We start from the raw sequence: 24,667 nt of genomic DNA, 5'->3' as shown, positions 1-24,667 counted from the left end.
CTTATGACAACCATCGATGAGAACGATATCGCGGTGGATTTGCTGTGGCTAAATCGCGACAACACGCCCCGCGTTGCGGCCAACATGAAGCGCGCCTTAAACGGCGCGCCATTGGTGCAGCAAACCATTATCCCAGCAGGTATTGCCATGGAGTTAGGCACCAAATCGGGATGGATGCTGCGCACTGAGTTTGAACAACTAAAAGCCCATGCCGCCATTACGTTAACCGCCTTCACGTTGGCCTATGAAGGCACCAGTTATAACGTGGTTTGGGATAACACTGCAGGCTCGCCCATAACGGGTGAGGATTTATTTGACGAAGTTGGCGGGTTTGAAAAGCTCACTAACGTGGTTCTTAAGTTTCTGACTTTATAGGCCGTTTATGACTATTACCCGTTTAGATTTAAAAGTATTTAAACCTGAGTTACTGGGTTCAAGTAATGAGGCTGGCGGCCAACGGACTAAGAACGCCGTGCAGTCAGGCTTGCTTAACGAGCTATTTTCAGCGATATCCGATATCGACCATGCCCAATCAAGTATCGATATTGTAAAAGCGTTCCCTGCGCTCGATACGCCAGACACCAGCACTTTGATTGATGCACATGTGTTTATCAGTGAGCCACCGATAGACCCATTAGTTAACGTATTCATGATCGAGTCTGCCGCGCTGGATGATGAATCTCGCATGACGGATATGAAAGAGATCATTGAGTCGTCAGTCACTGCAGGAGAATTGATCCGTGAAGGTGGTCCCGGCTTCCTTGTGAACCAAAACTCGTTTTCCTCAGATTACCTGCAGTCATCATATCGATTTAACGACCGCGACTATTGGAAAACAACTTATCTGCAGGTTGGCCAAGTGATCTGCATCACCGTGGAATATCCTGGTATTGAAAACGTGGCATGGCCACGCAAAACCCATTTCGGCAAAGTCACGCGTACCAGCATAGTGAACGGTGCAGTGGGTACCGTAGTATTCGACCCGCCGATCCCTTTTGCGACACCCGAACCCGGTTTGCAAATCAATGGCCAGAGTAAGTGCACTCGCTTGCGATTATCCAACACTGCATCCCCATTGAAATTCCACGGGGTAACTAAGCTGACTGCCGCAGCCAGCGGGGTAAGTTTAGCTGTGGGCGCGACTCAATTATCGTTACTACCAGCGATCACCACCTTAGCGCCAAAGCCCGGCAATACCATCACGGGTGGTAGTGATAACGGCGATGCCACTGTTAGCCAAGTGATCCGCAAAGTGATTAGCCAGCCAAGCGCAGAAGGGACGTATAGCTATACCTTCACCACAGCGGATTTACTGATAGACACTGATGTTGTCACTGCAGTATCAACAGATCCTTATGGCGTTTTCGGCGGAAGTAATTCATTAGTTCAGTCGATTACTGTCGGAACGGGGAACGTGACCGTTACGCTGCGGCCTGATGTGCGCTTTGCCTATAATCCCACTGTCTCGCTCTATTATGTTTCTGCATATAAATACAGCATTTACTCAAGTGCTAATGCATTCCCAGCGAATAAGCAGCTAACGGTCGGCAGTATCAAAGGCCGCGCTGTGTTTGCCGATAGTAACTATGTGCCTCAGGACGTTTTTGAAAATGTGAATAGTGGTATCGGTAAGTTGTATGACACCACTGAATTGCTGGCGACCATTGATTATTTTACGGGTGTCGTTACCAAGCAAACGGTCAGCCGTGGTGATTTTGAATTGAGCTATTCAGGTTTAGTTGAATCAACCACTGCAGCGGCTGCAGGCGATACTACGGCTAAATTTGCCTTGAGTGTGGCTAATCCATTGTTAGAGAGCTTTTACGTGCAGGTTGAACGGATATCCGACCACGCCATTATCAGCGCCTCATCTGACAATCAAGGCGTGATAACGGGCAGTGGCATTAGCGGCACTATCGTAGATGGTTTGGTTGAACTGTTATTTACCAATCCGGTGGATTTAACCACGCTGCGCTATGACATTACCGACCAATTGCGCCAGCTACCACCCGCCGAAATTTATGGGCTAAACCCACTGCGTATCCCCAATGATGGCATTGTCGATATGTTCAGACGCTGGGGCACAGTTGCGCTTTCTCATACCCAAGTGCAGCAAGTCACAGGCTCTGTCGGCACTGTGTTTACTATTCGTGAAAATGCCCAGTTTGTGGATATTACCGATGCCAATGGTGCCAGCCTATGGACCACTAACAATGACCATTTCACCGTAAACAAAGTGGCCGGAACGGTCACGATTAACAGTGATTTTACGGGGTTTACTGCGCCGTTTGTGCTGAGCGATACCATTATGGAACTCGGTCTAGTGTCATCGTTTACAGGCAATAGCCTTGTGTTGGCCAAGCCCTTAGCCCGTGAATATCCTGCAGGTACCACTTTAGCCAGTGTGCAAATCCTTGGCGATCTGCAGGCGCGTGTTGGCAGAGTGCGGGATATGACGGCATGGGCCAACAATTGGGACCTTGATGGCGACCCAGCAACGGGCAACGTGAATGCGGTTGACTATCCGTTTGAAGTCAAAAACACCACTGCAGTGAATGAAGATTGGGTATTGATTATGACCTCAGCCACTGCATTTCGCTGTGTTGGCCGCCGTCTTGGCCAAATCGCCACAGGTGACACACTCAATGATTTTGCACCGATTAACCCACTGACTAATGCCCCTTATTTCATCATTCGCTCAGGTGCATGGGGTGGCGGTTGGCAGCAAGGCGAAGCGATTCGTTTCGCCACGTTCGCGGCCTCAAATCCGATTATGTTGCTGCGCAATGTGCAGGTTGGTCACAGTCAAATCACTACAGATAAAGCCGTGTTGTCATTTTTCGGCAACGAGTCATAGGAGCAATTGCAATGGGCTTACCAGTTACTGTTTATCGTTATACCGATGCGGGTGCCCCGCAATTAGTCAACGCTACACCATCTGAGTGGATTAATATTCTCAAAAAGGTTTTGGTCGAAGGTTATGGGGATAAAGCCCCACTAGGCTGGACATTGGAATTTGAAAATGCTGGTGCATTCAAGGTTGCATTTAGAAATTCTCTAACCGATGGTGGGTGTGGTGGATATTTCCAATTCTGGTCAAGTAACGGTGCCAACACCGCAGGGGGGACTTGTTATCTCAATGCTGCATTAGGTATGAGTGCATTGGATACATTTATTAAACCCATTGGTCTTAGGGCACTTCCTCTATCTAGCGCGGGTAAAGGTTGGGAGATTATAGGAACAAGCAGAGGTTTTTATATTATCCAGCACAGAAGTGTAGAACCAATAACAATGTACACAGCTACACAATCACAGCAAATTTGTTATTTTATCGGGGATATTCAATCGTTTATTGCCAATGACATGCATGCGTTTACCATTGTTAGTGCAAATACTACCGACGGCGACAATGGGAGCACTTCATACGTTGTGATAAATCTTGGCAATCAGGGTTCGTGTTTTTCTAGATTATATGCATCGGATGGTTCTGCACCTTATTCGTTTTACAAATATTCATACATGTTCCCAACGGTCACGAATGCGGTTACAGATGGGGCAGAGGGCATAGGCGTTCAACACATCATGGCACCAGCAATTCTCAATCTCAGTTACAATGCTACAAACAACAGTAGTCAAGTATTGCCGACAGCACGCGGCGTTGTGCCGGGACTATATGAGTCATCGTTTTGTGGTTATAGGGATGCAGTTTGGCCAATTGATGTGGATATTAACGGTGCTACATTCACTTTGTTGAGGGGGTATTACACCTGTAAGTTATGGATTTCTACAGGTGATTGGTATGAGTAAAATTATCAGACCTATAGTATCCAAAGGGTTTGTGCTGAATCAGGCGTTGTTGACTATTGATGCCGACCCTGATGCCGAACGTGTCTTAATAATGTCCCGTGATACAGGCGATATTTTCTATAATTTCACTTATCAATCAAACAAACAGCTAAAGTTTATTGTACCTTTTAACTACAGTATCAATGCCGATTTATTGGTGGGTATTCTTGATGATAATCGTACTTATAACACTAGATTTATCGATGGTGTGCAGGCCGAAGTAATTGACGGTAACACTGTGAATATCCGCTCATGACAGCAATTATATTAAGGTTTGATACACCTTGGCTAAATGCTAAATCCCCGATAACCATTCGCTTTAATGATGACTCCATACCCGAGTTACCCGATCCCCCTATTCGCATCGGCAGTATTGGTATGGCCTGTGGGCTTGCAATACTGATAGGCCAAAGTGTTGAGCAGCAACTCACTCTCAGCCAGCGCAGTCAATCACATGCTGCCAATACAGTGTTTGCATGGGATAGTTTCTTTAGCTTAAAGCAGCAAATTGTAATGGTATGGAATACGCCGCCATTAGCTGGCGAAATATTTGCTGTTGATTGGCAATGGAATACGTTGGTACCTTTTCAACTCAATATGAATTGGTTGGTACCAGAAGCCCCTTGTCAGCAAGCTATGAGCAATTGGATAGTGCCAGAGCTGCAGCAGACAGCGCTTGGAATGCATTGGTCACAAGCAGCCGCCACGAGCCAGCAAATTAGCGTTAAATTGCATGTCGGCGAGCAACTAGCAACTGAGATAGCGCTTAGCTATACCAACATTCAAAGCCAAGGTGATAATAAGACTGTGGTATGGGCTCCCCATGCGGCGCGATGGGTATGTTCCAGTAAATACGTACCGCCAGTGGGTAAGGTCACGCTGCGCTTTAGCGAACCTTGGATCAACTCAACTAGCCCAACACGGCTTAGATTTACGGCCTCACCGAACGTGTGCTACTGGGACGATGGCGGCGGCCTCATTGATGCAAACCCACCGTTACCCAATATCGATTTTAAAATCCCGATTGAACCACAAATCCGCAGGTACTACTTAATGCAGCCAACGATCACATGCGTGCGAGTATCAGACAGTTTACCGATTGTGATCGTAAGTTGTAGCATTAGCCAAAGCCGTGGGCAGTGGGCGAGGTCGGTTAGCCTTGAGTTCTCAAGCCGTATCGATGCGCAGCGCGCCCATAATGAGCTATTGCTGATCACCATCAACGGTTATGAGTTTTATGCCATTGCCGAGCAGCCAAGCGCCAGCAAAGCCTTTGGTATTGAAACCCACAGCAGCACAGGCCGATCACGCGCCGCTGAGTTGTCATCGCCTTACCTTTTGCCAATCAGCTACACCAACACTGTCTTGCGCAGCCTTGGCGGTATTATCGGTGATCTGTTGCAAAACACAGGTTGGACTGCAGAGCTAAGCGGGATACCAGATTTTAGCGTCCCTGCAGGCGCGTTCAGCGTGGGTAACAAGTCACCGATCGACGCGATTAATGAAGCAGCGAGCCAATTGGGCTGCATGATCTTAGCGGATGATGCCACCCGTAAACTCACTATTATTCCCCGCTGGCCAACAGTGCCGTGGGAAATGGCAACAGCGGTACCGGACCTAACAGTGCACGATGCCGTGATCACCAATTACAGCGAGTCAGTCTCCCGCAATCCGTTGTGTGATGTAGTGTGGCTGCGTGGTGAACAACAAGGGATTAGCGCCAAGGTGAAACGCACCGGCAGCGCTGGCAATATTCCTGCTGCGGATATTAGCGCCCAGTTGATCGTAGATAACCAAGCGGCTCGCATCGCTGGCACCAATGCGCTGGCAGATACAGGCGACAAGCTCAACGTCACGCTATCCTTGCCCGTTATGGTTGATTTGCCACCCGCAACGCTTGGCATGTTGATTGGTATTCGTGAAGGTACCGAAGTCTTTAAAGGAACGTGTGACAGTTGGAGCATCCGCGCCAGCGTCAGTGATCGCGGTGATATCGATATCGAACAATCCATTACAGTGATCCGCTCAATCGCGTAACCCTGCTAACAGCCAGCGAGGCATCATGCTTAAACAACTTCAAACAGCGTTAGTATTGCCACGGATGATCATGACTGTGGATGCCGTAAACGCCGATGGCACCGTCACAGCCAGCAGTGCCAGCGGCCACACTATCCGCGCCATTGGCTCAGGAACGGTTGGCGATCACATCTACGTACAAGATGGCAGGGTGCTAGGAACAGCACCCGACTTGCCATTTGTGGAGATAGAGGTTTAGTAACCTGAATTTGAACGATCCATTCCTATGTATTTTCGTGTTGGCTCTTTATTTGGCAGCCTGTTTTTTGACCACGAATTAATAGTTATTACACCATATCTTTTAGATACCTGCTTTTTAGCAGCTGACAAACTGATGGAACAACCAATTTTATTGATAGTATCCATTAGTTTTTTTTCATCAAATTCTACAGGTAATGATTCTAAAACCTTTTCAAAGTTGTTCATGGTAGATCCTCTGGATATGAGTTCGGATTTATCATTTCACAAACAAATTAAAAAGTAAAATATTTAATTAAAACAAATGCTTATAATTGCATTGTTGACGGTCTAGTTAATCTTTAAACTTATCATGCAACCGCTTAGGGAATAGCTCGGTATACACTTGCCACAGAGTATTGATATTCCTATGCCCTGTCACCTGCGCCACTTCATCAATGCTATAGCCCTTCTCAAATAGCCGGCTGGCACCTTCACGCCTTAGATCGTGATAGCGTAAATCTTCAATGCCCAATTCGTTACGCACCCGCTGAAATCCTGCAGTAACGCTGCGCTCGTTGTAGGGGAAAACCCGCGCATCATTCCTCGGCTGCTTTTGCAGTATCTCCCACGCCCCACCCAACATAGGCACCAACATGTGATTACCTGCTTTTTTGCGCGGGTCCTTACGGTCACGAACGATCACGGCTTTTTGTGCCTCATCTACATCGTCCCATGTTATCCGGCACACTTCACCAATACGCATGCAACTCAGTATCGAGAAATCCAGCAAATCAATATAAGGGATGTGTGCAGCCCGTTGATCTGCTCTTTCAAGCAAGCCTATTTTCAACTTCTCAATTTCAATTGATGTTGGCCTGCGCGAGCGGCGTTCTGACTTGCCGATAAGGTTTTGGCTATGTAAAGTCTCATAAGCTTCGATCACAGGTATTTCTGAAGAAGCATAGCCATAGTTTGGCTTAGCCATTTTCAAGCACCAACGTAAATAGCTGACATCATGATTCACAGTAGATGGCCCTGCACCAGCTTCGCGTCTTAATTTACAATGCTCAACAATGTGATGTGATTTGATATCAGCAATATGCAACTTACCAATATCGCTATCAGCTAACATATTAAGCACATAAAGCTTAGTGCGGCCTAAGCTGATATGCGGATCATCAACATACTTAGCGATTAATGCCTGCAGTGTTATGCCATCAGCCAATGGAACAGGCACACCGCCAGACTCTAGTTTGGCAACTTCTTGCTTCGCCCATGCCTCAGCAGCCGCTTGCTTTGTAAAAGTCTGGTGATCGCTGTAAACTATCTTACCTTTCTTCTTCACCCTAACAGTGCATTTGTAGCGTGTAGTTCCATCAGCGCGAGTTCTAGGATCAATTACATAGAACGCCATTTTGGGTACCCAGTCCTATAATTTTGGATACCTCTCAGGATACCTGACAACGTTAAAATGTGCAAAAATGCGTAAAAATTAGCAAAAATATCAAATTTTCGGATTATAATGAATTTAGATAAAACCCAGCAGCACCAAGGTTTAGCGCCTAAAACCCTCGATAGAACCTTTTCCATTGCGCCCATGTTGGATTGGACAGACCGGCATTATCGTTATTTTGCACGTTTGATGTCGGCTAATGCTTTGTTGTATACGGAAATGGTGACAACAGGAGCGATATTGCATGGTCGCGGTGATTACTTGGCGTATAACCAAGAAGAACATCCTTTGGCGTTGCAGTTAGGTGGCTCTAATCCCTTAGATTTGGCTCGTTGCGCTAAACTCGCTGCTGAGCGTGGCTACGATGAAGTTAACCTCAATGTGGGTTGTCCTTCCGATCGAGTGCAGAATGGTCGCTTTGGCGCGTGTTTGATGGCGGAACCTGAGTTAGTGGCTGAGTGTATTGACGCCATGAAACAAGTCGTTGATATTCCTGTGACTGTGAAAACGCGTATCGGAATTGATGAGCAAGATAGTTATGCGTTTTTAACCCAGTTTATTGATGTGGTTAGTACAAAAGGGTGTACGGATTTTACTATCCATGCGCGTAAGGCGTGGCTTCAAGGGTTAAGCCCAAAAGAGAATCGCGAGATCCCGCCGCTCGATTATGAGCGTGTGTATCAACTTAAGCGTGATTATCCTGCACTTAATATTGGTATTAATGGCGGCGTAACAACTCTCGAGCAAGCACAAGTTCATTTAGTGCAGCTCGATGGAGTAATGATGGGGCGCGAGGCTTATCAGAATCCTTATATTCTGGCGCAGGTGGATCAAATATTGTGTGGCAGTCAAAAAGCAGTGATCAGCCGCGAGGCTGTGATTGAGGCTATGTTGCCTTATATTGAAGCGCATTTGCAGTCTGGTGGCCGGCTCAATCATATTACTCGTCATATGATAGGTTTATTTCAAGGCTTACCGGGTGCCCGTGCGTGGCGTCGTTATTTGAGCGAAAATGCCCATAAAAACGGCGCTGGGATAGAAGTGGTAAAGCAGGCTTTTCAGAATATTCAGGCTGAAGTTGTAGAGTAATTCCACTCGACTTAAAAGATGGTGAAATTTACTAATTTGAGTAGTATTTTTCACCACTTGTTATTTTCAAATCCATCCCTATATCTCATCTTGTCCATATAAAATTTTTTTAAAATGATTAAAATCATAATCTTAAAAATACTTTTATAAGTTGGCACGCAGTTTGTAATACTCCTTTCGTCAAGTTAATTAATCGAAAGGGATGCCATCATGTTTACGTTAACCATTAAAAAATCAGTACAAATGAGTGTGTTATTAGGCGCGTTAGTCGGTAGCGTTGCAGCACACGCAGAAGCCGCACCAATATCAGATGTTGTGGGAACTATTGAGCAAACATTAACTGCGCAGACACAAGAATTGTTCGTCAGTGTAAAGCGTGAATTTGTGATGTCATTGCAAACACAACTGGCTGAAAGTATTTATGACTTCAACAGTCAACTTAGCTTAAACGCTGAAAATAAAGGTGAATCGGCAGGTGCCGATGAATATAGCGCTAAGTAAAGGATCTGCTTATGTGGTTTGTAGCACCTTTGATGACATTGCTACTGTTACCTGTAATTAGTCTTGCGTTGTTTTCAGGCATTATTTGCTGGTTTCAGTGGCATAGTGTTAGTGATAAATAAGTTAGCGATCAACTGAGCCGAGGTTTTAGATGAAACGATTAAAAGTGCGTATGGAGAGTCCAGAGCGGTTAGTGTGTGGTGTTGCTGCAGGCATGGCGTGGAAATTTGATTGGTCTTGTTTTTGGACTCGTGCGGTGTGGGCTGGTGCAGTTGTATTTATGCCGGGTGTGAGTTTGCTAATTTACTTTGTTTTAGCATTGTTAGTTGACCAATGGAAAAAACCAGCCTAATCATGCAGTGATGGCTGGTGTTGATGAGCTAATAAGTGGCTTGTTTTGATTTAAAATGATGCAGTTAAACCTATCAACAAGAGGGTACTTTGACCCTCATGCGAAAATGTATATGCATACTGCCTTGCAGACTACTTTTTCAAAAAAGCCTGAAATCTGCTTTTGGCTTCATCACTTTTTAGCCTAGCGCTAAATTGTTCAAGTTCCTGGTGCATTTGGTGTTGTACACGATTTTTATGCGGACGCATTAATTGACGTGTGATTTGTAGGGCTTGTGGCGGTTGATTTGCCAATTTTTTTGCCTGAGATAATGCATAACTGAGTAAATCTTCATGGGCCACAATTTCGTTGATCATATTGAGTCTATGGGCCGTCTCGGCATTAAAACTTTCACCAAGTAGCAGTAACTCAGCCGCTTTTTGATAACCAATGAGTTCAGGTAAGAGTAGGCTAGCCCCCGCTTCCGGCACGAGAGCCAAGTTGACGAAGGGAAGTTGAAATTTCGCCGTGTTGTCAGCGTATACCAGATCGCAATGTAGCAGTACGGTTGTACCTATACCGACGGCGGCACCAGAAACGGCAGCTACCAGAGGTTTTTTGAGTTCGAGTAGACAAAATAAGAAACGTACTGCGGGATGATTTGGCCCTAAGTCACTATTTTTCAAAAAGTCAGCAACATCATTGCCTGAGGTGAAACAATTATCTTGGCCATGGAGCATAAAGGCACGAATGTCGTTGTCTGCTTCACCTTCGATCAGGTATTCTGTCAGTTGTTTATACATATTAAGATCAAGTGCATTGCGTTTATCAGGGCGATTAAAGCTAATAATACGCACGCCCTGATCATCCTGAACCTGTATATGACTCATGGGTTGTTTCCTTTACGACGACATTGGGTAGACATGGAGTTTAAGACATTGAAACCAATATTCAAACAGCTGTTTAATTGTCTAGTTTTATCTTGTGCATCATTTTCAGCGTTGGCGAACGTAGTCATGACTGAAGGTCATATACGCGCCATGCCTGAGACAGTACCAAATACTGCCGCTTACTTTACGCTTGAAAACCACACAGATAAAGCGATTCGTCTTATCGGTGTCAGTACGACTGTGGCAAAGGATGCCCAATTACACACGATTATCGAAGACCAAGGCATGGTGAAGATGCGCCATGTTGAAGGTTTTGACATCCCCTCCCATGGCACATTAACGTTAACGCCGTCAGGGGATCACGTCATGTTGCTTGGCTTAAAAGCGCCATTGGTTTTAGAGCAACAAGTTGAACTGCAATTAGAGTTTGACGGTGGCGAGAAAATGGCAATTACCCTGCCTGTTAGTAAAGCAGTAGAAAACGCCGCAGAGCAAGAGCATCATCACCATCATTAAGGAGTCGCTTGATGCAAATTACATGGAAAAAAGTTACCGGGGTCGGTTTATTTTTAGTATTAATCGGTTATGGCGTGAGTGTATGGTGGAGTATCGAACCGGATCCGATTAGCCCTCAACAATTAACAGCATCCAATAAGAATATTGTTGGGTACGCTACCACTACATCGCTAATCCTCACTGTCGAAAATTTACTCGATAAGCAAGGTGGTTGGTTATCAAACGATGTGATGCCACCTTCCATCTTCATGGATAACATGCCCGCATTTGAATATGGTGCTTTGGAGCAAGCCCGTGATTTAGCCTTGATTATGCGTAAAGAGTTTAGCCGCTCACAGTCACAATCTGCGGCGGACAAAGATTTAGGCGAAGCCCAATCTAAGCTCAATATTGACCACACTAGCTGGTTAGTACCCAGTGCCGAAAGCGAATATCGCGATGCAATCAAATTGCTGAAGCTTTATCGTGCCCGCATGATGGACCCAAATAATCAAGATGCACAGTTTTATGCCCGTGCTGACAACCTTAATGAATGGTTGAAAGAAGTGCAGAAACGTCTGGGCAGTATGTCGCAGCGTTTATCTGCCAGCGTTGGCCAAGAGCGCTTAAATACAGACCTAGCTGGTGATAATTCGGCGCGTCAATCAACTCCAAATTTGACCAGCCATCAGGTAAAAACCAGTTGGTGGAAAATTGATGATGTCTTCTATGAGAGCCGTGGTGCTTCATGGGCGTTGTTGAACTTTATGCGCGCAGTTGAAGTTGACTTTGCTGACGTATTGAAGAAGAAAAATGCTGAAGTAAGCCTAAGACAGATCATTCGTGAGCTGGAGGCGACTCAGCAAACTGTCTGGAGCCCTGTTGTGCTGAATGGCAGCGGTTTTGGCTTAGTCGCTAATCATTCATTGGTTATGGCTAACTATGTGTCGCGTGCGAATGCCGCGGTGATTGATTTAACGAACTTGCTATCTCAAGGTTAATTATGAAAAAAACTCTCCTCGCCAGTGCGGTATTAGGATTCTGTATGGCCTCATCTGCCCAAGCGGCAACTGTGGTTGGTTTTACTATTGGTGGTGATTACTGGCGCGCCGATACTAGCGGTACTTTTGCTGATAAAGGTCAACCACAACAAACATTTGATTACAGTTCATCTGCTCAAGGCAGTTATTGGATTGCAGTTGAGCACCCATTGCCATTTGTCCCTAACATTAAAATCCGTGAAAATAGCTTAGATCAGAAAGGCGGCATGTCGGATGCTGATTTCAACTTCAATGGTCATGATTTTAAAGGTAATGTTACTGCTTATACTGATTTGAGTAACACAGACTTCGTGCTGTACTACGAAATATTGGACAACGACATAGTGTCGTTGGATCTCGGTGCAGCATACAAGTTAATGAATGGTTCACTGCGTGTTCAAGATCCTGGCCATCCAGAAGAGAAAGATGTCGATAGCGGTATTGTGATGGGTTACGCCAGTACGCATGTAGGTATGCCTGGCTTAGGCTTGTACGGTTTTGCTGATTTGATGCAGGGCGTCAATGAGTCAAGCGTGCACGACTATGCAATTGGTTTAGGTTGGCAATTTGATGGTTTGGCCGTCAATACGCGTGTACGTGTAGGCTACCGTGAATTTTTATTCGATGTGAGTAATTTCTCGGGTGTGAGTGCTGATACTAAATTTAAAGGTTATTTTGCGGGTGTTGAAATCAACTTCTAATTTTGTGGATTTTAACTTCTAAGCATAAAAAAACCGCCAAATGGCGGTTTTTTATATTTAATGACTGAGAGCGTTGTTACTGTGCAATCAAGCCATTATTGATGGCGATAACATCATCTTCATTCAATGTACCCGCAGCTTGCTTTAGTGCAACAACTGAGTTGATGTAGCTATAGCGCGCATCGGATAATTTACGTTTTGAGTCGTACAAGTCACGGGTACGGTTCAAAACATCAACGATAGTACGAGTACCCACTTCGAAACCCGCTTGAGTGGCTTTTAGGGCACTTTCTGATGAAATAACAGATTGCTCATAAGCTTTGATTGAGCTGATAGAAGCACCTACGTTGTTGTAGTTATTACGAACGTTTTTCACTACACCACGGTAAATTTGCTCAAGCTTTTCACTTGCTTCAACATACTGGAATTGTGCTTCATTAACTTGTGAGCTGACTTTAAAACCTTCGAAAATCGGAATGCTTAAGTTGACACCAACGCTGACATTATCAAAATCAGGTTCGTTGAGATTCCCCATTTTTTGCTCAAGACCTTTGTTGTAACCGGCATTTAAGCTTAAAGACGGCATGTGGCCTGCTTGATAAAGCTTAATGGTCTCTTGGGCAATATCTTTACCAATACGTTGAGTCATTAAATCAACACTATTGGTTTCAGCAATTTTTAACCATTCGCTAGATGACGTTGGCGCTGGCGTAACGGCTGAGAAACGGTTGGTATCTAACACATTAATCGTCTTGTGATCGATGCCGGTGATTTCACGTAAGGCTTCATAACTATTGGCGAGCGTGTTTTCGGCTAAAATTTCAGTGGCTGAGGCTAAGTCATATTGCGCTTGAGCTTCATGCACATCGGTAATCGCGGTCAAACCCACTGCGAAACGTTGTTTAGTTTGTTCAAGTTGACGCTCGATTGCGCGTTTTTCTGCACCTTGGAACTCGTAGTTGTCTTTCGCCGTTAATACATCGAAATAGGCTTTAGTGATACGAGTAATCAAGTTTTGTAATGCGGAAGCATAAGCGGAATCAGCTTGAGAAGCGGCTTTCTCAGCAAGACTTAAACCAACCCAAGCACTGTGATCATAGATGACTTGATTTAATTTCAGGCTACCTACTAGACCACTTGCATCATCCTTCGGATCATTCCAAGCTTTGTCATAACCGACGTTTGCACTAATGGTTGGCAACAGCGGAGCGCGGTTTTGCTCGATTTTCTCAAACAAACCATTACGCTGGGCTTGGGCTTGCAATACGAGCGGGTCGCTGGTCAGTGCTTGCTGATAAATTTGCAACAAATCATCTGCTTGCACCGCTGAAGCGGAAGCCGCAAGTGTTAATGCTGCGCATAAATTATGGATCTTAAATTTCATTTGCTGTCCTTATTAGACAAAATCCCCCCACGGAGGAATATTTTAACTTCGTTTAGACTAAGTAATGCCTTTACCAAGGCGGTTTGCGCTTCCCGACGCTTCCCGATACAGCTAAAACTTAATGACCTAGAGTCTAAGAACTCTGACACTTTCAAGTCAAATTCGAAGTGTAACAGATTTTATTTTAAAAATGTGCTCAAATTGCCTTGATTGTAGGCGCAAATTTAACTTTTAAGGATAGAGTATGAAACCCCCTGTTTTTTCGCAAACGGATATTGAGATCTTAGGAAAAAAATCCCTTTATCAAGGGTTTTTCTCAATGGACGAATACACTTTCAAGCATAAATTATTCGCTGGTGGCTGGAGTAAGCCTGTCACTCGCGAAGTGTTTGAACGGGGTCATGCTGTGGTCGTTCTGCCCTATGATGCCAAGCAAGATAAAGTCGTACTCATTGAACAGGTACGTTTTCCTGCATTAGCAACCGCTAAATCTCCTTGGCTTCTTGAGTTAGTCGCGGGTATGATTGCGCCCGCAGAAACGCCTCTGGATGTTGCACACCGAGAATTAATGGAAGAAACAGGCTTAATGGCTAAGCAAATACACAGTGTGAATAGCTATTTAGCGAGCCCAGGTGGTAGTACAGAACGTTTCTATTTCTATTGGGCTGATATCGATTCAAACAACGCCCGTGGATTGCATGGATTAGCTGAAGAGCACGAAGATATTCGATTGCATGTCATGAGCCGCGAGCAAGCTTATGAGCGAGTGGTTGCGGGCGAGATTGATAATGCGTCGACCGTTATTGGATTACAATGGTTACAATTAAACTATCAGCAACTGGTTTAAGTTGGGATGAATGTGGCTACTTCGAGTCTAAAACGGCGCTATAAACCCAACGTCAGTGATTTTTTAGCACTGTGCGGGCGTAATTATGGCTACATGTTGAAATGGTTACCGTTAGATATAGCTATCGGTGAGTCATGGCGACTCGAAGGTGAGTTTGGTATATTAGTAGTGCGAATTTTAGAAAATACCAAATATACTCAGCTAGTTGAGATATCTCGTCCCATCGAAATAAAGGAGTTTATCAATACTCCCAAGGTGTTAGTGAGAATTTATCACGATGCTAAATTAGCAGAAGTGTTAACTGGCCAACAGATTTACCAATTACGCCCAGTGTATGATTATCCCAATGTACGCATGTATCAAAGTGATGAAAAGTACCAGGTGAATGCATTCCTGGAAGAGTTATTAAAGATTGGTTACCAACACAGTGTCGTGTGCCAGTCTTAGAATTGGGTATTCAATGTGCTGAAAGAGGCTGTCTCTTACTCCATAGCTGAAGGGGAAAGCGTGCGTATCGTGCAAGTCACAGATCCGCATCTTTTTGCCGATCCTGAAGCTCAGCTATTAGGAGTTAATACTAGCAAAAGTTTTGCTGCCGTATTAAATACGATTAGAGCTGTGGACTATCCTGCTCACTTGATGCTCGCCACGGGCGATTTGAGTCAAGACTATTCGGCTGAGTCCTATCAGCAATTTGTGAAAGCAGTCACCCCCGTTGGCTTACCTTGCCATTATCTTCCTGGAAATCATGACGATCCACGGATCATGTATCTGCACATGCAGGGTGAACAGATTTTTGGGCAGCAGCGTATTCTGGCGGGAAACTGGCAAATCCTCATGTTGGATTCAACCGTGCGGGGAAAGCCTGGCGGCAATATGGCCGAGACTCAGTTCGAATTAATTGATGAAGCCATTGCCGCACATCCTGAATGCCATACTTTACTGGTGATGCATCACAATCCCATCGTTGTGAATTGTACTTGGTTGGATCAGCACTGCATGGACAATGGCGCCGAGTTTATCGCGCGAGTGGCAAAGTATCCGCAGGTCAAAGGATTGCTCTGGGGACATGTGCACCAATGTATTGATACCCATCATAATGGGCCCCATGGCACGTTGCAGTTGATGGCGACACCTTCCACTTGTATTCAATTTAAGCCGTTATCGCCTTATTTTGCCTTGGATGGCGTTCAACCGGGTTATCGTTTGCTGGAGTTGAAAGCCGATGGTAGCATCAACACTAAAGTGTATCGCGTACCGGGCAACCATTTTTCCCCCGACAACAACTCTAGCGGTTATTAACGCGAATAGCCGCAGCCTGAGGAAATATGCTGCTTTATATTCACGGTTTTAATAGTTCTCCATTTTCAGATAAAGCTGTGATGACGGCTAAGTACATGGCGCTGCATCATCCTAGTGTGGCCTTCCATCAGCCCCAATTACCCAATACACCTAAGGCTGCGATGGTGCTCTTAACCGCTTATGTTGAGGCGGCGATTGATGCCAACGAGCCATTAACTTATATAGGCTCATCTTTAGGCGGGTATTTCGCCAGCTATTTAGCCGAAACCTACGGTGGCAAAGCGGTGTTAGTTAATCCAGCGGTAAAACCCTTTGAGTTGTTCGATGAGTTTATGGGGCCGCAATTCAATCCTTACACTGAACAGCATTATCTTGTCTTACCTGAGCATAAGTCTGAAGTCGCTGAATTTAATACGGCTGTGATCCGCAATCCGGATCGTTTTTTGGTATTATTGCAGACAGGTGATGATGTGCTGGATTATCGCGAAGCGGTCAATAAGTATCATCACTGTCAATTGCGAGTTGAAGCGGGTGGTGATCACAGCTTTGTTGGTTATGAGTCGCATCTGCAAACTGTAAGCCAATTTTTACACTTACCTTGACAAACTGACATGCCGAGCCGCAACATGGCCGGATATAACAACCAATAGCGTGCCCTATGACAAATCAATACACCTCTGACGCCATTGAAGTTCTCAACGGACTCGATCCTGTTAAACGCCGTCCAGGTATGTATACCGACACCTCCAGACCGAACCATTTGGGCCAAGAGGTCATAGATAACAGTGTCGATGAGGCATTGGCAGGTCACGCGACAAAAATTGAAGTTGTTCTACATACAGATAACTCCCTCGAAGTCACTGATGATGGCCGTGGTATGCCAGTGGATATCCACCCAGAAGAAGGCATTCCTGGGGTTGAGTTAATTCTGACCAAATTGCATGCTGGCGGTAAATTTTCGAATAAAAACTACCAGTTCTCCGGTGGTTTACACGGTGTCGGTATCTCGGTAGTTAACGCTTTGTCGCGCCGTGTCGAAGTCACGGTTCGCCGTGATGGCCAAGTGTATGACATCGCTTTTGAAAATGGCTTTAAAGTTGAAGATTTACGCCCAACAGGGACCTGTGGCCGTCGTAATACGGGGACTCGAGTGCATTTTTGGCCCGATGCGAGCTATTTTGATTCGGCTAACTTCTCAAATTCAAAACTAATTTATCTACTTCGTGCTAAAGCAGTACTGTGCCCAGGTTTACGGATCAAATTTACCAATAAACAGACAAATGAAGTCCATGAATGGTTCTATGAAAGCGGCCTAACTGATTATTTGAAGGCAGCGATTGGCGACAATTTAAGGTTGCCCGAAGAGCCGTTTGTGGGTTGCTTTAAAGGTCAACTAGAAGCCGCAGATTGGGCCATTACTTGGTTGCCTGAAGGCGGTGAATCCATTGGCGAGAGTTATGTTAATTTAATTCCGACTCCACTGGGTGGTACCCATGTGAATGGTTTCCGCCAAGGTTTATTGGAATCGATGCGGGAGTTCTGTGAGTTCAGAAATTTAATCCCCCGTGGTATTAAACTTTCACCCGAAGATATCTGGGATCGCGCCGCGTTTATATTGTCGGTGAAGATGCAAGAACCGCAATTCGCTGGTCAAACAAAAGAAAAGCTTTCTAGTCGCCAATGTGCTGCTTTTGTGTCTGGCGTTGTGCGTGACGCATTCTCACTCTGGTTGAACTCAAATACCGAGTTAGCTGAATCCTTAGCCGAAATGTGCATTAATAATGCCCAGAGCCGCTTAAAGGCCGCCAAAAAAGTGGCCCGCAAAAAGGTGACTTCGGGACCTGCACTGCCGGGTAAGCTAACGGACTGTAGTGGCCAAGATCCGATGCGCGGAGAGTTATTCCTCGTGGAAGGGGATTCTGCGGGTGGTAGTGCTAAACAGGCCCGCGATCGTGAGTTTCAAGCCATCATGCCGCTGCGTGGAAAAATCTTGAATACCTGGGAAGTCGATGCTTCGCAGGTATTAGCTTCACAGGAAGTTCATGATATTTCGGTCGCGATTGGTTGCGATCCCGATAGTAGTGATATCTCTGAATTACGTTATGGCAAGATTTGTATCCTTGCGGATGCCGACTCAGACGGACTGCACATTGCTACCTTGTTATGCGCGCTATTTTTGAAGCATTACCGTATCTTAGTTGAGCAGGGTCATGTGTATATTGCTATGCCGCCGTTGTTCCGTATTGATATCGGCAAAGAGGTGTATTACGCCTTAGATGAGGCAGAAAGAGCGGGTATTTTAGACCGTATTGCCGCTGAGAATAAAAAGGGTAAGGTACAAGTCACCCGCTTTAAGGGCTTGGGTGAGATGAATCCTTTACAACTTCGTGAAACAACGATGGATCCAAACACCCGTCGTTTAGTACAGTTGACGATAGATGACATCGAAGAAACGGATGCTTTGATGGATATGTTGCTCGCTAAGAAGCGTTCGCCGGACCGTAAAAACTGGCTTGAAGATAAGGGTGACATGGCTTTACTTTAATGTTGTGCACTATTGCCGATAACAATAAAACATAGGCATAAAGAAAATTACAATGTTGTATATTAAAACTAATAATTATAATTGCTTAAAGGTGTTTTCTGCCGGTTTTACGCTCTTAGCGAGTGTGACGTTATTGCTCTGCAATAGCGCCTTTGCGGGTTCCCAATCGATCATGATTACCGTTGCTAAGGGGTTTGGTTTATCGCTTTATGCCTCGGATATTGGCGATGCTAAGCAGATGGCGATGGGGGCTAATGGCACTTTATTTGTCGGTTCCAATAAGAGCGGCACTATCCATGCTCTCGTTGATAGTAATCAAGATGGTCGTGTCGATAAGCGCTATGTGATAGCCAAAGGGCTTGAATCACCCGATGCGATTGCATTCCACAATGGTGACTTGTTTGTCGCCACTGAAAATCAAATAGTGCGCTTTGTTGATATTGAGCAAAGATTGCGCCGCCCGAGTCGACCCAAAGAGATTTACAGTGACTTGCCTTACTCAGAGAAGAAAAGTTCTCGGGCAATTAATTTTGGCCCAGATGGCCGTTTATATGTGTCTATTGGTGCACCCTGTAACGTCTGTGAAGCGCCAGTGCCTTACAGTAGTATCATAGCGATCAATGTTGATACCGGTGCGAGTGAGCAGATTGCGGCTGGTGTGCGTGATGCAAGTGGATTTGATTGGTCGCCAATAGACAAAAAATTATGGTTTGCCGATCAAGGCCGTGATTGGATGGGGGACAACTTACCACCCGATGAGATTAACCGCATCGATGTGATAGGGAGTCATTATGGCTTCCCTTATTTACATGCCAGTAGTGTTGTCGAACCCGCCTATGAAAAACCGAAAAATTTAAAAATCACTCTGCCAATGTATGAGTTGCCAGCCCATGTTGCACCCACGGGACTTGCATTTTATCGCGGCAGTCAATTTCCCGATATTTACCATAATCAGTTGTTTGTCGCCGAAAATGGCTCGTGGAATCGTTCGAGTAAAGTTGGTTATCAAGTGGTGATGTTGAAGATTGAAGATCAAAAAGTGGTGAGTCGTGAAACGGTTGTTAGTTTCCTTGACGGTGAATTTCCCGTTGCTCGACCCTTTGCGCTGTTATCGGCATCCGATGGTGCTATGTACATCTCCGATGATTTAAAAGGTAACGTGTATCGCTTGTTTTATAAGGGCGATAGTACTGAAGAAACACAGGAACTAGAAGAAAATGAGTGACGCTATCAAGTTAAGTCTCGATGGGGTAGAGCAAATGCCATTGCGGCGCTTTACCGAAGAGGCTTATCTGAACTATTCCATGTACGTCATTATGGACCGAGCCCTGCCACACATTGGTGATGGACTTAAACCGGTACAGCGTCGAATTATCTATGCGATGAGTGAGTTAGGTTTATCGGCTCAATCTAAGCATAAAAAGTCGGCCCGTACGGTTGGTGACGTATTAGGTAAATACCATCCTCACGGCGATAGTGCCTGTTATGAGGCTATGGTATTGATGGCGCAGCCATTTTCATATCGCTACCCGTTAGTCGATGGCCAAGGTAACTGGGGTGCCCCCGATGATCCTAAGTCATTTGCGGCTATGCGTTATACCGAAGCACGTCTCTCTAAATTCTCTGAAGTGTTACTCAGTGAACTGGGACAAGGTACGGTTGAATGGGGTGCTAACTTCGATGGCACTTTGAAGGAACCTAAAGTACTGCCTGCACGTTTACCGCATATCTTACTCAATGGTATTACTGGTATTGCCGTAGGTATGGCGACGGATATTCCGCCGCATAACGTGAGAGAATTAGTCTCCGCCTGCGTAGCATTGCTCGATGATCCTAAGCTTGAACTCGAGCAATTGATGGCCTTTGTACCAGGCCCTGATTATCCAACTGAAGCCGAGATTATTACCCCGTCTGCCGATATTGCAAAAATTTATGAGTCGGGCCGTGGGTCATTAAGAGCGCGCGCGGTTTACACTGTCGATGGCGGTGAAATCATCATAACGGCGCTGCCGCATCAAGCCAGTAGCGGTAAAATTTTAGAGCAAATCGCTGGTCAAATGCAGGCGAAGAAATTGCCTATGGTGGCCGATTTACGCGATGAGTCGGATCATGAAAACCCAGTGCGTCTTGTGGTGGTGCCGCGCTCCAATCGCGTCGATTGCGATCAACTGATGGCGCATTTGTTTGCCACCACGGATTTAGAAAAGAGCTTTAGAGTTAACTTAAACGTGCTGGGTCTCGATGGGCGTCCGCGAGTTAAAGGGTTAAAAACCTTATTAACTGAGTGGTTAGAGTTCCGCGTTGATACGGTTAAACGTCGTTTAGAATATCGTTTAGACAAGGTGGTATCGCGGTTACATATACTCGAAGCCCTAATGATCGCTTTCCTCAACATTGATGAAGTGATCGAGATTATTCGTTTTCACGATGATCCTAAAGCCGAGTTGATGGCCCGTTTTTCACTCAGTGATAAACAAGCTGAATCGATCCTCGAGTTAAAGTTACGGCATTTAGCTAAGTTAGAAGAATTTAAGATAACGGCCGAACAAAATGAGCTTGAAGCCGAACGCGAAAAACTGGAGCAGTTATTGGGCTCAGAGCGTCGCTTGAAGACGTTGATCAAGAAAGAATTAATTCAAGATGCCGAAACCTATGGCGATAATCGTCGCTCGCCAATCGTATTGCGTAATGAGTCCAAAGCATTAACTGAACAAGAGTTAACGCCGACAGAAGCCGTGACTGTTGTCTTATCTGAAAAAGGTTGGGTGCGTTGTGCTAAGGGCCACGATATCGATCCTTTGTCGCTCTCCTATAAGTCTGGCGACCAATATCTATGTAGCGCGATGGGACGTAGCAATCAGGCCGCAGTGTTTATTGATTCGTCTGGGCGGGCTTTTGCGACGGATAGCCATACTCTGCCATCGGCCCGTAGCCAAGGTGAGCCTATTACGACTCGCTTCAATATGGCACCTGGCGAAACCATGCAGCATGTGTTGATGGGTGAAGAAGACCAATGTTACTTGTTAGCTACGGATGCAGGTTACGGTTTTATTTGTTCATACAACGATATGGTGTCGCGCAATAAGGCAGGTAAAGCCTTGCTGAGTCTACCAACAAACGCTAAATCATTAACGCCTAAGTTGATCGACCGCACTAAAGAAATGTCACTGCTAGCGATCACAAACGAAGGGCGGATGTTACTGTTTTCGCTAGAAGCGTTACCGCAATTATCCAAGGGTAAAGGTAATAAAATTATTGGCATACCAACCGAAAGGGCCAAGAGTCGCGATGAACTTATGACGCATTTACAATTAGTGCCGAGTGATACGCCGGTTACCTTGTGGGCAGGTAAGCGCAAACTCACACTGAAGCCAAGCGATCTTGAGCATTATCGAGGTGAACGTGGACGTCGTGGTGCAAAATTGCCTAGAGGATTACAACGTGTCGATAGCGTTGAATTAGGTGACGGTGGTGATGCTTTAGCGAGCATCTAATGCTTTGTAATGGTTTCAATGCTGTAAAGAATTAAATGGGTTAACTAAAACCACCTCAGTTTGGCTTAGGTGGTTTTTTATTTTTGGCGCTTTTGGATTAGATTTGAGACATAAAAAAACCTACTGTATTACTACAGTAGGTTTTTATTATCTCTTAGGTAAGAGATTAGAAGTCGTAACGTACGCCTACAGAGAATACGTTGTCATCTTGTAGATCAACTTTGTTACCAGCAACAACATGGTCACCGCGGTACATAGCGTATTGGCCGTATACCATAGTTGATTTAGCTAAACGATAGTCAGCACCCACGTTGAAGTTTTGTACGTTGATGTCTGTACCAGTAATTGATTTGCTTACAACGGTACCGTTAACAACTTCAGTATATTTGTTTATATTTTTGTAATAGTTACCAAAACCGGCTTCGTCTACCCCGTACTCAGCCTTCAGATTTACACCGTTCAGATCATAAGAAACGTTAACAAAGTAAGTGTTACCTTCGATGTCATTGTTCACAACATCTTCAGAGTTTTGGAATAAACCGCCGACTTTGAATTGACCGAATTTTGCTTGGCCCACTAAACGGTATGCATCAACACCCGCGATGCCTTTGTTATAGGCTACTGCAGCATAGTAATTCTGTTCTTTAAACTTGCTGTCACCGAGAGTTGCGCTTAGTGCATATAGGCTTTCAGAAGTCTTAGCTGTAGTGTCGTTATCATCAAATTGATAGTTAGCGTTTAATGTTACTAAGCCTGCAATTTTTGGTGAATAGTACCAAACACCATCAGCGCTACGTGTTTGGGCACTGATTAAACGGTCGATATCGGCGTTAGTGTTACCGAAAATATCTACAGCGCCTTCGGCTTGTTTAAATACGGTATCGTTACGGCCAACTAACACAGTACCAGCGTTAGTTTTTAAACCTAAGAAAGTGTTACGTGCTTTGAAAACATCACCAGTAGTAGATGTATTTTCAACTTGGAATTCCATTTGGTAGATAACGTCAAAGCCATCAGCAATTTTTTCTGAACCTTTAACACCTAATAGAGAGAAGTTGTTTTCTAAATAAGTGCCTGCGTTATTCTCATCAGCATAGTTTTTGGTATCAATGCCGTTAGTACCTGATTGTAGAGTGGCACCTGTGTCAGTATGGGTTAGAGCAAGCTCTAAACGACCATAGAAGCTTGGGCCTTCGGCTAGCGCACCGAATGAAGCCAATGCCAATACTGATGCAACTGATGCAGAGATGAATGTCTTTTTCATGTTTTGTGCTCCCTCGAACCTAAGTTCTTATCCATTTTTCATGGTTTTTGTGTGGTTTAACGCATTTGCTACCTGAGTTGGTAACAAAGTTGCCGCCGATTTTTACAGTTTTACGACTCGCAGGCTGTGGCGCAGATCATGTTTTTGGCTCTCCTTGCCTATATTCGGGCCATTTCTGGGATCTTTCCTTATATCTTGACTGCAAATCTACCTGAAAGGGGTAAAACTCTATTTTTCACTTACTACTTAAGTGGTAGGTAAGGCGGATAGCCTTAGATAGTGCGTCGGCGAGGGTAACTGTAGCATATACTAATGCTGTAGCAAGTCTGTCATATTGGTTATAGATTTGTGTTTGGGGGCGATATCTAAGCAGAAAAAGCGGCCGAAGCCGCTTTTTTATCAATAAATAACCTTGGGGTTAGTTGATTAATCTATTTAAAAATCAACGCGTAAACCGACAGTAAAGATGTTGTCATTCAGGTCTTGCTTTACATCAGCCAACATAAGATCACCATCAAAGCGTGTGTAGTGACCATAGACCATAGTCTTAGTGCTCAGGCGGTAATCAGCACCCACACTGAACTGTTGCAGGTCAACATCGCTGACTTGTTCTAGGCCACTGTTGTCTTGGTCACCAACATAACGGCTCACGTATTTACCTAAACCTGAGTCATCTTTGCCGTACATCATCTTTAGTTTTAAGTCGCCAATTAAGTAGGCTGCGTTGACAAAATAGGTATCGCCTGAGAGATTGGCAAACTTATCATCTACATGCTCACTGTGTTGATATAAGGCACCTAAGATTACGTCACCGAATTTAGCTTGGGCCACACCACGGTAGGCTTCAACGTTGTCAATACCATCACTATAGGCGGCAGCGACATAGTAGTTTTGTGCTTTAAAGGCTTTATCCCCTAAGGTGGCGCTCAGAGCATACATTTGATCTTTGCTATACACGTCGTTGCCATTCTTATCCACTTGGTTTGTAGTGGTCAAGTAAAATTGGCCACGGTTTTAGAGTCATTCCAATATAAACGTTCTGACTCATTTGGCGTTAACCCACCATTATATTGATGGGGTCTGGTCTCACTGTAATATCCAGTGATGTAATTTGTGATCTCTTTATCTGCTTCTGTAAAATTCCCATAACCACTGGCGGGTATCCACTCAGATTTCAAACTTCTAAAGAAACGCTCCATTGGTGCGTTATCCCAACAATTCCCGCGACG

The 24,667-nt window shown here is 45.0% G+C and carries 25 protein-coding genes and 1 pseudogene; 19 read left to right on the top strand and 7 right to left on the bottom strand.

Going from position 1 to position 24,667, the window contains the following annotated elements; translation table 11 throughout:
* The first annotated feature begins 3 nt into the window (after positions 1–3).
* Genes L5M38_RS16230 through L5M38_RS16205 form a run of 6 tightly spaced genes read left to right on the top strand, consistent with a single transcriptional unit; the run spans position 4 to position 6,121 of the window.
* Positions 4–375: a hypothetical protein gene (locus tag L5M38_RS16230; protein WP_012196693.1), complete on the top strand. Its 372-nt coding sequence runs from the start codon at positions 4–6 to the stop codon at positions 373–375.
* A gap of 7 nt (positions 376–382) precedes the next feature.
* Entirely contained in the window at positions 383–2,857 is a 2,475-nt protein-coding gene (locus L5M38_RS16225; protein ID WP_263179655.1) for a hypothetical protein, read from the top strand.
* Between the two features lie 11 nt (positions 2,858–2,868).
* Entirely contained in the window at positions 2,869–3,807 is a 939-nt protein-coding gene (locus tag L5M38_RS16220) for a hypothetical protein (RefSeq protein WP_263179654.1), read from the top strand.
* The gene (locus L5M38_RS16215; protein ID WP_263179653.1) at positions 3,800–4,102 is read left to right on the top strand and encodes a hypothetical protein; all 303 of its coding nucleotides are present in this window, start codon (positions 3,800–3,802) and stop codon (positions 4,100–4,102) included. The genes L5M38_RS16220 and L5M38_RS16215 overlap by 8 nt, the downstream gene beginning before the upstream one ends.
* The gene (locus L5M38_RS16210) at positions 4,099–5,883 is read left to right on the top strand and encodes a hypothetical protein (protein ID WP_263179652.1); all 1,785 of its coding nucleotides are present in this window, start codon (positions 4,099–4,101) and stop codon (positions 5,881–5,883) included. Before L5M38_RS16215 ends, L5M38_RS16210 begins: the two co-directional genes overlap by 4 nt.
* A gap of 25 nt (positions 5,884–5,908) precedes the next feature.
* Positions 5,909–6,121 carry a hypothetical protein gene (locus L5M38_RS16205; protein ID WP_263179651.1) on the top strand — a complete coding sequence of 71 codons (213 nt, stop codon included), beginning with the start codon at positions 5,909–5,911 and terminating at the stop codon, positions 6,119–6,121.
* Here L5M38_RS16205 and L5M38_RS16200 read toward each other — a convergent pair.
* Together L5M38_RS16200 and L5M38_RS16195 are read right to left on the bottom strand one after the other, a co-directional pair.
* A complete protein-coding gene (locus L5M38_RS16200) occupies positions 6,118–6,348 on the bottom strand; it encodes a hypothetical protein (protein WP_263179649.1) in 231 nt (76 codons plus the stop codon). The two genes, L5M38_RS16205 and L5M38_RS16200, sit on opposite strands and share 4 nt — an antisense overlap.
* Before the next feature lie 106 nt (positions 6,349–6,454).
* Positions 6,455–7,516: a tyrosine-type recombinase/integrase gene (locus L5M38_RS16195; protein WP_263179648.1), complete on the bottom strand. Its 1,062-nt coding sequence runs from the start codon at positions 7,514–7,516 to the stop codon at positions 6,455–6,457.
* 108 nt (positions 7,517–7,624) lie between these two features.
* On the opposite strand from L5M38_RS16195, the gene dusA reads away from it, so the two are divergent.
* The 3 genes from dusA to L5M38_RS16180 all read left to right on the top strand — a co-directional run bounded on the left by dusA (position 7,625) and on the right by L5M38_RS16180 (position 9,497).
* The gene (dusA, locus tag L5M38_RS16190; RefSeq protein WP_263167621.1) at positions 7,625–8,644 is read left to right on the top strand and encodes a tRNA dihydrouridine(20/20a) synthase DusA; all 1,020 of its coding nucleotides are present in this window, start codon (positions 7,625–7,627) and stop codon (positions 8,642–8,644) included.
* 210 nt (positions 8,645–8,854) lie between these two features.
* Positions 8,855–9,145, top strand: a complete 291-nt coding sequence (locus tag L5M38_RS16185) for a hypothetical protein (protein WP_173246873.1) — start codon at positions 8,855–8,857, stop codon at positions 9,143–9,145.
* A gap of 151 nt (positions 9,146–9,296) precedes the next feature.
* On the top strand, positions 9,297–9,497 hold the full coding sequence (locus L5M38_RS16180) for a PspC domain-containing protein (RefSeq protein WP_113941528.1): 201 nt from the start codon (positions 9,297–9,299) through the stop codon (positions 9,495–9,497).
* A 131-nt stretch (positions 9,498–9,628) separates the two neighbouring features.
* Here L5M38_RS16180 and L5M38_RS16175 read toward each other — a convergent pair whose 3' ends face one another.
* The gene (locus L5M38_RS16175) at positions 9,629–10,366 is read right to left on the bottom strand and encodes an enoyl-CoA hydratase (RefSeq protein WP_028761866.1); all 738 of its coding nucleotides are present in this window, start codon (positions 10,364–10,366) and stop codon (positions 9,629–9,631) included.
* 33 nt (positions 10,367–10,399) lie between these two features.
* On the opposite strand from L5M38_RS16175, the gene L5M38_RS16170 reads away from it, so the two are divergent.
* From L5M38_RS16170 to L5M38_RS16160, 3 genes are read left to right on the top strand one after another with little or no spacing between them, the layout of a single operon-like run.
* Positions 10,400–10,882: a copper chaperone PCu(A)C gene (locus L5M38_RS16170; RefSeq protein WP_113941529.1), complete on the top strand. Its 483-nt coding sequence runs from the start codon at positions 10,400–10,402 to the stop codon at positions 10,880–10,882.
* An 11-nt stretch (positions 10,883–10,893) separates the two neighbouring features.
* Positions 10,894–11,862 (top strand): DUF2333 family protein, encoded by a 969-nt coding sequence (locus tag L5M38_RS16165; RefSeq protein WP_105251468.1) that lies wholly within the window; start codon positions 10,894–10,896, stop codon positions 11,860–11,862.
* 2 nt (positions 11,863–11,864) lie between these two features.
* Entirely contained in the window at positions 11,865–12,602 is a 738-nt protein-coding gene (locus tag L5M38_RS16160) for a TIGR04219 family outer membrane beta-barrel protein (protein WP_263179647.1), read from the top strand.
* 76 nt (positions 12,603–12,678) lie between these two features.
* On the opposite strand, the gene tolC is transcribed toward L5M38_RS16160, so the two are convergent.
* Positions 12,679–13,986: an outer membrane channel protein TolC gene (gene tolC, locus L5M38_RS16155; RefSeq protein ID WP_105251469.1), complete on the bottom strand. Its 1,308-nt coding sequence runs from the start codon at positions 13,984–13,986 to the stop codon at positions 12,679–12,681.
* A gap of 244 nt (positions 13,987–14,230) precedes the next feature.
* Here tolC and nudF point away from each other — a divergent pair, with 244 nt between their 5' ends.
* The 7 genes from nudF to parC are packed head-to-tail and all read left to right on the top strand — an operon-like array spanning position 14,231 to position 22,174.
* Positions 14,231–14,833 carry an ADP-ribose diphosphatase gene (nudF, locus tag L5M38_RS16150; RefSeq protein WP_113941530.1) on the top strand — a complete coding sequence of 201 codons (603 nt, stop codon included), beginning with the start codon at positions 14,231–14,233 and terminating at the stop codon, positions 14,831–14,833.
* A gap of 6 nt (positions 14,834–14,839) precedes the next feature.
* Positions 14,840–15,280, top strand: coding sequence for a DUF1249 domain-containing protein (locus tag L5M38_RS16145; RefSeq protein WP_263179646.1), 441 nt, complete (start codon positions 14,840–14,842; stop codon positions 15,278–15,280).
* 15 nt (positions 15,281–15,295) lie between these two features.
* Positions 15,296–16,135, top strand: coding sequence for a 3',5'-cyclic-AMP phosphodiesterase (cpdA, locus tag L5M38_RS16140; protein WP_105251471.1), 840 nt, complete (start codon positions 15,296–15,298; stop codon positions 16,133–16,135).
* 26 nt (positions 16,136–16,161) lie between these two features.
* Positions 16,162–16,737 carry a YqiA/YcfP family alpha/beta fold hydrolase gene (locus L5M38_RS16135; RefSeq protein WP_173246860.1) on the top strand — a complete coding sequence of 192 codons (576 nt, stop codon included), beginning with the start codon at positions 16,162–16,164 and terminating at the stop codon, positions 16,735–16,737.
* 56 nt (positions 16,738–16,793) lie between these two features.
* On the top strand, positions 16,794–18,680 hold the full coding sequence (gene parE / locus L5M38_RS16130; RefSeq protein WP_105251473.1) for a DNA topoisomerase IV subunit B: 1,887 nt from the start codon (positions 16,794–16,796) through the stop codon (positions 18,678–18,680).
* Between the two features lie 52 nt (positions 18,681–18,732).
* Positions 18,733–19,905: a PQQ-dependent sugar dehydrogenase gene (locus L5M38_RS16125; protein ID WP_105251474.1), complete on the top strand. Its 1,173-nt coding sequence runs from the start codon at positions 18,733–18,735 to the stop codon at positions 19,903–19,905.
* Complete coding sequence (parC, locus tag L5M38_RS16120) at positions 19,898–22,174, top strand: DNA topoisomerase IV subunit A (RefSeq protein WP_105251475.1); 2,277 nt, start codon at positions 19,898–19,900, stop codon at positions 22,172–22,174. Before L5M38_RS16125 ends, parC begins: the two co-directional genes overlap by 8 nt.
* Before the next feature lie 166 nt (positions 22,175–22,340).
* Here the strand turns inward: parC and L5M38_RS16115 are convergent, their stop codons facing one another.
* From L5M38_RS16115 to L5M38_RS16105, 3 genes and pseudogenes are all read right to left on the bottom strand, one after another.
* Positions 22,341–23,438 (bottom strand): porin, encoded by a 1,098-nt coding sequence (locus L5M38_RS16115; protein ID WP_263167610.1) that lies wholly within the window; start codon positions 23,436–23,438, stop codon positions 22,341–22,343.
* 435 nt (positions 23,439–23,873) lie between these two features.
* A pseudogene (locus L5M38_RS16110) lies at positions 23,874–24,419 on the bottom strand (porin); the annotation flags it as partial.
* An 11-nt stretch (positions 24,420–24,430) separates the two neighbouring features.
* On the bottom strand, positions 24,431–24,667 hold a 237-nt coding region (locus tag L5M38_RS16105; protein ID WP_263146819.1), incomplete at its 5' end, for an integrase core domain-containing protein.

Source organism: Shewanella sp. SM101 (genome assembly GCF_025654465.1).
Lineage (GTDB): Bacteria > Pseudomonadota > Gammaproteobacteria > Enterobacterales > Shewanellaceae > Shewanella > Shewanella oncorhynchi.
Note: the sequence above shows the minus strand (reverse complement) of the source record. Positions and strands in the feature narration are given on the sequence as shown.

Coding starts and splice junctions, on each gene's coding strand:
- L5M38_RS16230 (WP_012196693.1), top strand. CDS start 4: ATGACAACCATCGATGAGAACGATATCGCGGTGGATTTGCTGTGGCTA.
- L5M38_RS16170 (WP_113941529.1), top strand. CDS start 10,400: ATGGAGTTTAAGACATTGAAACCAATATTCAAACAGCTGTTTAATTGT.
- L5M38_RS16165 (WP_105251468.1), top strand. CDS start 10,894: ATGCAAATTACATGGAAAAAAGTTACCGGGGTCGGTTTATTTTTAGTA.
- L5M38_RS16185 (WP_173246873.1), top strand. CDS start 8,855: ATGTTTACGTTAACCATTAAAAAATCAGTACAAATGAGTGTGTTATTA.
- L5M38_RS16145 (WP_263179646.1), top strand. CDS start 14,840: ATGAATGTGGCTACTTCGAGTCTAAAACGGCGCTATAAACCCAACGTC.
- parC (WP_105251475.1), top strand. CDS start 19,898: ATGAGTGACGCTATCAAGTTAAGTCTCGATGGGGTAGAGCAAATGCCA.
- dusA (WP_263167621.1), top strand. CDS start 7,625: ATGAATTTAGATAAAACCCAGCAGCACCAAGGTTTAGCGCCTAAAACC.
- tolC (WP_105251469.1), bottom strand. CDS start 13,986: ATGAAATTTAAGATCCATAATTTATGCGCAGCATTAACACTTGCGGCT.
- L5M38_RS16195 (WP_263179648.1), bottom strand. CDS start 7,516: ATGGCGTTCTATGTAATTGATCCTAGAACTCGCGCTGATGGAACTACA.
- L5M38_RS16220 (WP_263179654.1), top strand. CDS start 2,869: ATGGGCTTACCAGTTACTGTTTATCGTTATACCGATGCGGGTGCCCCG.
- L5M38_RS16200 (WP_263179649.1), bottom strand. CDS start 6,348: ATGAACAACTTTGAAAAGGTTTTAGAATCATTACCTGTAGAATTTGAT.
- L5M38_RS16225 (WP_263179655.1), top strand. CDS start 383: ATGACTATTACCCGTTTAGATTTAAAAGTATTTAAACCTGAGTTACTG.
- L5M38_RS16210 (WP_263179652.1), top strand. CDS start 4,099: ATGACAGCAATTATATTAAGGTTTGATACACCTTGGCTAAATGCTAAA.
- L5M38_RS16180 (WP_113941528.1), top strand. CDS start 9,297: ATGAAACGATTAAAAGTGCGTATGGAGAGTCCAGAGCGGTTAGTGTGT.
- L5M38_RS16135 (WP_173246860.1), top strand. CDS start 16,162: ATGCTGCTTTATATTCACGGTTTTAATAGTTCTCCATTTTCAGATAAA.
- L5M38_RS16115 (WP_263167610.1), bottom strand. CDS start 23,438: ATGAAAAAGACATTCATCTCTGCATCAGTTGCATCAGTATTGGCATTG.
- L5M38_RS16160 (WP_263179647.1), top strand. CDS start 11,865: ATGAAAAAAACTCTCCTCGCCAGTGCGGTATTAGGATTCTGTATGGCC.
- L5M38_RS16215 (WP_263179653.1), top strand. CDS start 3,800: ATGAGTAAAATTATCAGACCTATAGTATCCAAAGGGTTTGTGCTGAAT.
- parE (WP_105251473.1), top strand. CDS start 16,794: ATGACAAATCAATACACCTCTGACGCCATTGAAGTTCTCAACGGACTC.
- nudF (WP_113941530.1), top strand. CDS start 14,231: ATGAAACCCCCTGTTTTTTCGCAAACGGATATTGAGATCTTAGGAAAA.
- L5M38_RS16125 (WP_105251474.1), top strand. CDS start 18,733: ATGTTGTATATTAAAACTAATAATTATAATTGCTTAAAGGTGTTTTCT.
- L5M38_RS16205 (WP_263179651.1), top strand. CDS start 5,909: ATGCTTAAACAACTTCAAACAGCGTTAGTATTGCCACGGATGATCATG.
- L5M38_RS16175 (WP_028761866.1), bottom strand. CDS start 10,366: ATGAGTCATATACAGGTTCAGGATGATCAGGGCGTGCGTATTATTAGC.